The sequence below is a fragment of the Frankia sp. AiPs1 genome (assembly GCF_023716945.1).
Taxonomy (GTDB): Bacteria; Actinomycetota; Actinomycetes; order Frankiales; family Frankiaceae; genus Frankia.
The window spans coordinates 1-8,329 of sequence record NZ_JAMQQF010000249.1 but is presented as its reverse complement, the minus strand read 5'-3'; the positions used below and the strand labels follow the sequence as shown (position 1 = coordinate 8,329).

At 72.4% G+C, this 8,329-nt stretch carries 7 protein-coding genes; all 7 read left to right on the top strand.

Features of this window, described 5'->3' with window-relative positions; all coding sequences use genetic code 11:
* Positions 1–165: 165 nt before the first annotated feature.
* The 7 genes from whiA (at position 166) to ND748_RS19455 (ending at position 8,236) form a co-directional block, all read left to right on the top strand.
* The gene (gene whiA, locus ND748_RS19485; RefSeq protein ID WP_251747438.1) at positions 166–1,143 is read left to right on the top strand and encodes a DNA-binding protein WhiA; all 978 of its coding nucleotides are present in this window, start codon (positions 166–168) and stop codon (positions 1,141–1,143) included.
* A gap of 502 nt (positions 1,144–1,645) precedes the next feature.
* Entirely contained in the window at positions 1,646–2,653 is a 1,008-nt protein-coding gene (gene gap / locus ND748_RS19480) for a type I glyceraldehyde-3-phosphate dehydrogenase (RefSeq protein WP_251747437.1), read from the top strand.
* Positions 2,654–2,878: 225 nt separating this feature from the next.
* Positions 2,879–4,081 carry a phosphoglycerate kinase gene (pgk, locus tag ND748_RS19475; protein WP_251747436.1) on the top strand — a complete coding sequence of 401 codons (1,203 nt, stop codon included), beginning with the start codon at positions 2,879–2,881 and terminating at the stop codon, positions 4,079–4,081.
* A gap of 87 nt (positions 4,082–4,168) precedes the next feature.
* The gene (gene tpiA / locus ND748_RS19470; RefSeq protein WP_251747435.1) at positions 4,169–5,020 is read left to right on the top strand and encodes a triose-phosphate isomerase; all 852 of its coding nucleotides are present in this window, start codon (positions 4,169–4,171) and stop codon (positions 5,018–5,020) included.
* 581 nt (positions 5,021–5,601) lie between these two features.
* On the top strand, positions 5,602–5,832 hold the full coding sequence (gene secG / locus ND748_RS19465; RefSeq protein ID WP_251747434.1) for a preprotein translocase subunit SecG: 231 nt from the start codon (positions 5,602–5,604) through the stop codon (positions 5,830–5,832).
* 77 nt (positions 5,833–5,909) lie between these two features.
* Positions 5,910–7,655 (top strand): ABC transporter substrate-binding protein, encoded by a 1,746-nt coding sequence (locus ND748_RS19460; protein ID WP_374215979.1) that lies wholly within the window; start codon positions 5,910–5,912, stop codon positions 7,653–7,655.
* A 245-nt stretch (positions 7,656–7,900) separates the two neighbouring features.
* A complete protein-coding gene (locus tag ND748_RS19455; protein WP_251747432.1) occupies positions 7,901–8,236 on the top strand; it encodes an RNA polymerase-binding protein RbpA in 336 nt (111 codons plus the stop codon).
* Positions 8,237–8,329: the final 93 nt, after the last annotated feature.

Sequence of the window (8,329 nt, the reverse complement as noted above, 5' to 3'; positions counted from 1 at the left end):
GTCGCCGGCCGTCCGCACCGGGCCGTCCGGGCCGCCTGCCCTGTCGGTGCCGCGGGCGCCGTCAGCGGGGGGCAGCCGGCGGCCGGTCACGAAGTACCCATCGTCCGGCGGCGTCGTTCGCCGGACCCCATTCGGTGAAGCCAAGGAGTGATCGGTGTGGCGGCGATGACGGCCACCGTCAAGGATGAACTGAGCCGGCTACGGGTCGCGAAGCCCTGTTGCCGGCGGGCCGAGATGGCAGCCCTGCTGCGTTTCGGTGGGGGGCTGCACATCGTCGGGGGCCGCATCGTGGTGGAGGCGGAGCTGGATACGGGGGCGACCGCGCGCCGGCTGCGCCGGGAGGTCGCCGAGGTCTTCGGCTTCCCGTCCACGGTGGCGGTGCTCGCCGCCGGGGGACTGCGACGTTCGGTGCGTTACATCGTGCGGGTCGAACGCGACGGTGAACAGCTCGCCCGCTCGACGGGCCTGCTCGACCAGCGAGGCCGGCCCGTCCGCGGGCTGCCGCCGCAGGTCGTCACCGGCTCGGCCTGTGACGCGGCGGCGGCATGGCGGGGTGCGTTCCTCGCCCACGGGTCGCTGACGGAACCCGGCCGGTCCTGCTCGCTCGAGGTGACCTCGCCGGGTCCGGAGGCGGCGCTCGCGCTGGTCGGGGCGGCGCGGCGGCTCGGTGTGCAGGCCAAGAGCCGCGATGTGCGCGGGGTCGACCGGGTGGTCATCCGGGACGGGGACGCCATCGGCGCGTTGCTGACCAAGATCGGTGCGCATGACAGCCTGATGGCCTGGGAGGAGCGGCGGATGCGCCGCGAGGTCCGGGCGACGGCGAACCGGCTGGCGAACTTCGACGACGCCAACCTGCGCCGCTCGGCCCGCGCCGCGGTCGCGGCCGGGGCGCGGGTGCAGGCGGCGATGCGCATCCTGAGCGACGACGCGCCGGAGCACCTGCTCGCCGCGGGCCGGCTGCGGCTGGAACACGCCCAGGCGTCCCTGGAGGAGCTCGGTGCGCTCGCCGACCCGCCGTTGACCAAGGACGCCGTCGCCGGGCGGATTCGGCGGCTGCTGGCGCTCGCGGACAAGCGGGCGAACGCACTCGGCATCCCCAACACCGAGGCAAGCGTCTCACCGGACCTGCTGGAGAACGCCTGAGTGCTGACAATGTGTCATCTGGTTGATTCCGGGCATTTCGCTAGCTGGATCAACGCTATTCCTGATAAGGGCCCGTTGGTGGTGGAACGTGCCGAGGTCAGATCAACGATGCCGGAACGCCCGTGGAATAATCGCGGGGTAGCACCATCGGGATCGCACGCACGGGACGGTGCAGGCCTCGCGGCGCGGGGGGTGCCCGAACGGTGGAGCGGCTCGGACGGTGCGACAGGCAAGCGCGGGACGTGCCTGGCCCGGGGGCCCGGGCGGGGGAGCGGCGGGAACCTCCGGATACGGAGCATCGTCGTGACCGGGTGGGAGCAGGTGGCCCGACGGGCGCGCGGTCTCGTGTGAGGAGACCAACACCGCACGGTTCGGATTACCGCCGATGATGTGCGAACTCGTTAGGCTCCTGCCTCGACAACGAGATACCGAACTCCGGTCATGACGCAAGCGGCGTCATGACCGTCGAAACGACGAGACAAGACGGTAGGGAGTCCTGGACGTGGCTACGCGGGTGGGTGTCAACGGCTTCGGGCGGATCGGCCGTAACTTCTGGCGGGCGCTCGCGGCGAGCAAGCGGGACGACCTTGAGATCGTCGCCGTGAACGACCTGACCAACAACAAGACCCTCGCGCACCTTCTCAAGTACGACACCACCCTGGGCACGCTGGCCGCCCCGGTCAGCGTCGTCGACGAGGGCATCCGGGTCGGCGACGCCCTGATCAAGGTGCTCGCCGAGCGCGACCCGGCCGCGCTGCCCTGGGGTGACCTGGGCGTGGACATCGTCATCGAGTCCACCGGCCGGTTCACCAAGGCCGCCGACGCGGGCAAGCACCTCAAGGCGGGCGCCAAGAAGGTCATCATCTCGGCCCCGGCCAAGGACGAGGACATCACCGTCGTCGTGGGCGTGAACGACGACGCCTACGACCCGGCGAAGCACCACATCCTGTCCAATGCCTCCTGCACCACGAACTGCGTGGCGCCGATGGCGAAGGTCCTCGACGAGGCGTTCGGCATCAGCCAGGGCCTCATGACCACCATCCACGCCTACACCAACGACCAGGTCATCCTGGACTTCCCGCACGAGGACCTGCGCCGGGCCCGGGCCGCGGCGCAGAACATCATCCCGACCACCACCGGGGCCGCGAAGGCCACCGCGCTGGTGCTGCCGCACCTCAAGGGCAAGCTCGACGGCATCGCCATGCGGGTGCCGGTGCTCGACGGTTCGGTCACCGACCTGGTCGCCACGCTGAACACGCCGGCGACCAAGGACGAGGTGAACGCGGCGTTCAAGGCGGCGGCCGACGGCCCGCTCAAGGGCTACCTGGTGTACACCGAGGACCCGATCGTCTCCTCCGACATCGTGAACACCCCGGCGTCCTGCACCTTCGACTCGCTGCTGACGATGTCCGCCGGTAACCAGGTCAAGATCATCGGATGGTACGACAACGAGTGGGGCTACTCCAACCGGCTGGTCGACCTGACCGCCCTGGTCGGCGCCCGCCTCTAGTTCCGCCGTAGTACTGGTTTCGCTTGTGGTGCAAGGCGCCGTTCCGGCCGGGGCCGCCGTCCGCGGTCCCGGCCGTCGTGGCTGCGTCTCGCACTCGCCAGCTCATATCGCAACCGCAACGCCGCGGAGCGTGTCCGGTCAGGTTCCCGGTGGGGATCGCCGGAGGCGGTTCGCAGCATCGCCCGTCTCCCATCCCCGGTCTCGAACCCAATGGAGTAACCAAGAGTGAGGACGATCGACGACCTACAGGTCGCCGGGCACCGCGTCCTGGTCCGCAGCGACCTGAACGTGCCGCTGGACCGTTCGGGCGACACCCCGCGCATCACCGACGACGGCCGGGTCCGCGCCAGTGTCCCGACGATCGCCGCGCTGCTGGACCGCGGCGCGCGGGTGATCGTGACCTCCCATCTCGGCCGTCCCAAGGGCGAGCCCGACCCCAAGTACTCACTGAAGCCGGTCGCGGCCCGCCTCGGCGAGCTGCTCGGCCGGCCGGTGGCCTTCGCCGGCGACGGTACCGGCGACATCGCCGGCGCCCACGCGCGTGAGGTCGTCGCGGCCCTCGGTGACGGCGAGGTGGCGCTGCTGGAGAACCTGCGCTTCTCGCCCGGCGAGACCAGCAAGGATGCCGTGACCCGGGCGTCGTTCGCGGACGCCCTGGCCGCCCTGGCCGAGTTCTACGTCGGCGACGCCTTCGGTGCGGTCCACCGGGCCCACGCCAGCGTCGTCGACGTGCCCAAGCGGCTGCCGCACGCCGCCGGCCGGCTGGTGCTCACCGAACTCGACGTGTTGCGCCGGCTCAGCGCCGACCCGGCCCGCCCCTACGCGGTCGTCCTCGGTGGCTCGAAGGTGTCGGACAAGCTCGGGGTCATCCGGGCCCTGCTTCCCAAGGTCGACGCGCTGCTCGTCGGCGGCGGCATGTGCTTCACCTTCCTCGCTGCCCTCGGCCATGGCGTCGGTGGCTCCCTGCTCGAGGCCGAGATGATCGACACCTGCAAGGCGCTGCTCGCCGAGGGCGGGGACCGCATCGTGCTGCCAACCGACGTCGTCGTCGCCGACCGCTTCGCCGCCGACGCGCAGACCGCCGTCGTCGGCGCCGACGGGATCGGTGCGGGCTGGCTCGGCCTGGACATCGGCCCGGCGTCCACGGCGCTGTTCGCCGAGCGGCTCGCCGGCGCCGCCACCGTGTTCTGGAACGGTCCGATGGGCGTGTTCGAGCTCGTGCCGTTCGCCGCCGGCACCCGCGGGGTCGCCGAGACGATCGCCGCCGGGGACGGCTTCTCCGTGGTGGGCGGCGGGGACTCCGCCGCCGCCGTGCGCACGCTCGGCATCCCCGACGACGCCTTCAGCCACATCTCCACCGGTGGCGGAGCGAGCCTGGAGTACCTCGAGGGCAAGACGCTGCCCGGCCTCGCGGCGCTCGATGTCTGAGGCCGCCCCGATGTCCGGGGCCGCCTCGATGCGCGGGGCCGCCTCGATGTCCGGGGCCGCCTCGATGTCCGAGAACAGGAGCCGGTGATGGCACCGCTGGGCCGGGGACGATCCGATCGGGCTAGCGAGAAGGGTAAGAACGGCGTGAGCAAGGACAAAGGCACCGGGCGGCGGACGCTGGTGGCCGGCAACTGGAAGATGAACCTCAACCACCTCGAGGCCATCGCGTTGGTGCAGAAGATCGCCTTCGATCTCAAGCCCGCCGAGCTCGAGACGGTCGAGGTCGTCGTCATCCCGCCGTTCACCGACCTGCGCAGCGTCCAGACGCTCATCGACGGCGACAAGCTCGCCCTCGGCTACGGCGGGCAGGACCTCTCCCCGCACGGCTCGGGCGCGCACACCGGCGACATCAGCGGGTCGATGCTGGCCAAGCTCGGCTGCTCCTACGTCGTCGTCGGCCATTCCGAGCGTCGCGCCGACCACCACGAGGACGACGCCCTGGTCGCCGCCAAGGCGAAGGCGGCCTATGCCGTCGGGATAACGCCGATTCTGTGCGTCGGCGAGGTCGAGGAGATCCGCGCGGCCGGCACCCACGTCGAGCACGTGCTGGGCCAGCTCGCCGGGTCGCTCGCCGGGATCACCGCCGAGCAGGCCGCGACGATCGTCATCGCCTACGAGCCGGTGTGGGCGATCGGCACCGGCCGCACGGCCTCCGCCCAGGACGCCCAGGACATGTGCGCCGCCGTGCGCGGGCAGCTCGCCCAGCTCTACGGCGACGCGGTGGCCGCGGGCATCCGCGTCCTCTACGGCGGCTCCGTGAAGGCGGCGAACGCCGGCGAGCTGTTCACGATGCCCGACGTCGACGGTGGGCTCGTCGGCGGGGCCAGCCTCGTCGCCGAGGAGTTCGTCGGCATCGTGCGCAGCGGCCCGCCTGCCTGAGTCGGCCGATCCGAGAGCCCGGTGGGGTGAACCCTCGCCGGGCTCTCGCCGTTGCGGACGCAGTGCCAGATCTCGACTCGCGCAACGCTCACCCGCCGGTCGGACCCGGCGGCGCATCGCCGGCCCGGAGCGGGGTGCGTCATCGCGGCCTGGGCGGCAGGGTGCGGTACCTTGGCGGAACCGTCGAGAAACGGCCGGCCGGGCCGGTCTGTACGTGGCTGTCCGCCGTACACCCCCCGTACACCCGGTCACCCGCCCGGCCCTCGCGGTGCCGGTTCCGGCGGGGGCTCGCCGGTGCACGTGGATACTGTTGCCTGGCGACGTGTGCCGATATCGCTTGCCCCCGGGGATGCCGGATCGGCCAATAGCGCCGGCAGGTGTGGGTTGGCTGCCAGGCGCGGTTTGCCTGGTGGGCGCGGGCTGCCTGGTGGGCGCGGGTCGCCTGCCGGGCGCGGGTCACTGGTAGGCACAGGTTGTTGGAAGGCGCAGGAGGTGTGCAGGGCCGTGGAGCCTCCGCTGTCGCGCAGGCGAGCCGGGCGCGGGTCTCCTGCCGCCTCCCCGAGGAGCAGGAGCTGGTCTGAATGACGGTCGGTCTGTCGATCGCCTTGGTCATCGCGAGTGTTCTGATGATCCTGCTCGTCTTGTTGCACCGGGCCAAGGGGGGCGGTCTGTCCACCCTGTTCGGTGGGGGCGTGTCCTCGTCGCTTGGCGGTTCCTCCGTCGTGGAGAAGAACCTCGACCGGCTGACCGTCCTGGTTGGGACCGTCTGGTTCGTCTGCATCATCGGTCTCGGTCTGCTGCTGAAGAATTGAACGCCCCGCGTGCCCGCCGCCGCCCCCGCTCCCGGAGCCGGCGGACGGCGGCTTCTCGACTCGCGGCGCTCGTCGGCGTGCTGGCCGTCGCCGTCGCTGCCTGCAGCGGCGGTTCCGCCGGCGCCGGCCGACTCGCCGTGCCCAGTCCCACTCCGACGGCCGTCGCCACGACTCCGCCGGCGGCCAAGCCCGGGGGCACCCTGCGCATCGTCACCCAGCAGATGCCCAGCGGGGACCCGGGCTGGGCCGATCAGCCCGGCGAGCAGGCCGTCGCCCGCCTCGTCACCCGCCAGCTCTACAGCTATCCCGCCGACGCCGATCCGGCGAGGTCGACGGTGCCGCGGCCCGACCTGGCCGCCGGGGCGCCGATCGTCACCGAGGATGGCCTGGTCTACACCGTCCGGCTGCGGTCGGCGGCCCGTTGGGACACCCCGAACCAGCGGCGGATCACGGCCAACGACGTCGCCCGCGGCATCAAGCGGCTGTGCGTGCCGCCGGATCCCTCCCCGCTGCGCGGCTACTTCGCCGCCACGGTCGTGGGCTTCCGCGAGTTCTGCACCGAGCTTGCGGCGACCCCGGTCGGGGACGCCGCCGCCTTCGTCGAGAGCAACACCATCGAGGGTATGGAGATCGTCGGCGATGACACCGTCGCGTTCCACCTGCTCGCCCCGGTGAACGACTTCGTCGACGTGCTGGCCCTGCCGGCGGCGTCGCCGGTGCCGCTGGAGGCGCTCGCCTACCCGCCCGACTCGTCGGAGTACCTGCACAACCTGGTCTCCGACGGGCCCTACCGGTTCACCATCGCCCCCGACGGGGACGACACCCCGGGCTACCGGCTGGCCCGCAACCCGTCGTGGAGCGCCTCCTCGGACGGCATCCGCCGGGCCCTGCCCGACCACATTACGATCACCGACGGGCTGTCCCCCGAACAGATGCAGCAGCAGATCGAACGCGGCGGCGCGGACATGGCGCTCGACGGTGCACTCCCGGCCGGTCGGGCCGCGGAACTGGCGAAGGCCAGGGACCCGCGCCTCGTCGTCGACCCGGTGGGATCCACCCTGGCGCTCACGGTGGGCCTCGACGGTCCGTCCGCGGCCGCCCTGCGCGAACCGGTCATCCGCCAGGCGCTGCCCTACTGCATCGACCGGGTGAGTCTGGCTGCGGCCCTCGGCGGCCCCGAGTTCGCCGCCACCACGGGCGGGTTGCTGCAGGAGCCGATGACCGGCTACAACGACGCCGACCCCTTCCCGAGCCCCGCCGGCCTGGGTGACCCGGCCCGCTGCCAGGAGGCGCTCGGCCAGACCCCCGGCGGCCCCGTCACGGCGCTGTCGCTGCTCACCACGGACAGCGCCACCGACGCGGCGGTCGCCGAGGCGCTGCGGACGGCGTTCGCCCGCGCCGGCGTCCGCCTCGACGTGCGGATCCGCACCGGCGCGCGGTACGCCGCCGCGGCGGTGGACCCCACCGGCCAGTTCTGGGACCTGGCGCTGTCCACGATCACCCCGGCGTGGTTCGGCGACGCCGGGCGCACCGTCTTCCAGCCGCTGCTGGACGACCAGTGGCTCGGCCCACGGCCCGCCGACGGCGGCTACCGCGACCCGAACGCCACCCGCCAGCTCGAGGCCGCCCTGGAGGCCACCACGGAGACCACTGCGGCCGCCTCGTGGGGTGCGCTGGAGCAGACCGTCGTCGGCAGTGCCGCCGTGATCCCGCTGGCGGTCGTGCACACCCCGGAGTTCCACAGCGCGGGGGTCACGACGTTCGCGATCGTCCCGTCCATCGGTACGGCCGATCCGTCCGCGGTGTCGCTCGGATCCGGATGACGCCCGACCCGTCCAAGATCGTCCGGGCTGGGCATGGCCGGGTTGGGGTGGTCGGTGCATCCACGTTGGGCCATGGCGGCCTACACTCCCCCCAGGACGTACCCGGAGGGACATCCCGGGGGAGTGGCCGGGAACGTCATGGTTGCGGAATCGGCTGTCGGTTCCCGCGGTGGTGCACACCGTGGGGGCGCCGCAGCGGGTTCCGGGCTACCACCCATGGGACGAGACGAAGGAGCACGCGGGCCGTGGCAGGTGGCAACGCCATCCGGGGGAGCCGGGTCGGGGCAGGACCGATGGGAGAGGCGGAGCGCGGCGAGACCGCGCCCCGCCAGCGCATCTCCTTCTGGTGCGCCAATGCGCACGAGACGAAACCGTCGTTCGCCGCGGACGCGGCCATCCCCGACACGTGGGACTGTCCGAGCTGTGGCTTTCCGGCGGGGCGGGACCGGGAGAACACCCCGGCCCCGCCGCGGACCGAGCCGTACAAGACCCATCTCGCCTACGTGCGGGAGCGGCGTAACGAGAAGGACGGCGAGGCGATCCTCGCGGAAGCCCTCGCGAAGCTGCGGGGCGCCCCCTAGGCTGATTTCCGAGGCCTGACGCCCGCCCGGTCGTCGCCGCCCGTGCCGCGATCGAGGCACGGGCGCCGGCGGCGGGGCAGGCGGGCCGCCGGG